This window comes from Halostella sp. PRR32 (genome assembly GCF_034808085.1).
In the GTDB taxonomy this organism is placed as follows: Archaea; Halobacteriota; Halobacteria; order Halobacteriales; family Natronoarchaeaceae; genus Halostella; species Halostella pelagica.
The window spans coordinates 1-229 of sequence record NZ_JAXHGL010000321.1; the positions used below are offsets into that span (position 1 = coordinate 1).

General features: G+C 70.7%; 1 protein-coding gene. It reads right to left on the reverse strand.

Going from position 1 to position 229, the window contains the following annotated elements; translation table 11 throughout:
• Positions 1 to 208: hypothetical protein (locus tag SM753_RS21255; protein WP_323193014.1), on the reverse strand; the 208-nt coding region annotated here is incomplete at its 3' end.
• Between the last annotated feature and the right edge of the window lie 21 nt (positions 209 to 229).

Genomic DNA, 229 nt, shown 5'->3' on the forward strand with positions numbered 1-229 from the left:
CGTCGTCGACTGGCGAAGCGGACTGGTCGCCGTCGTATCGGTCGACGCTCACGGCGACGCCGTCCCCGACGACCGTCACGCCGTGCTCGTCCGCGTGCCCGTAGACCTCGTCGAGTCCGTCGACGGGTGCGTACGCGTCGCTCTCGCGAGCGGCGGTCCGGAGAGCCTCCGCGTCCGCGTACGAGGTGACTCTGACGGGGTGCGGCATCGCAGTGAACGTCTGTCGCTG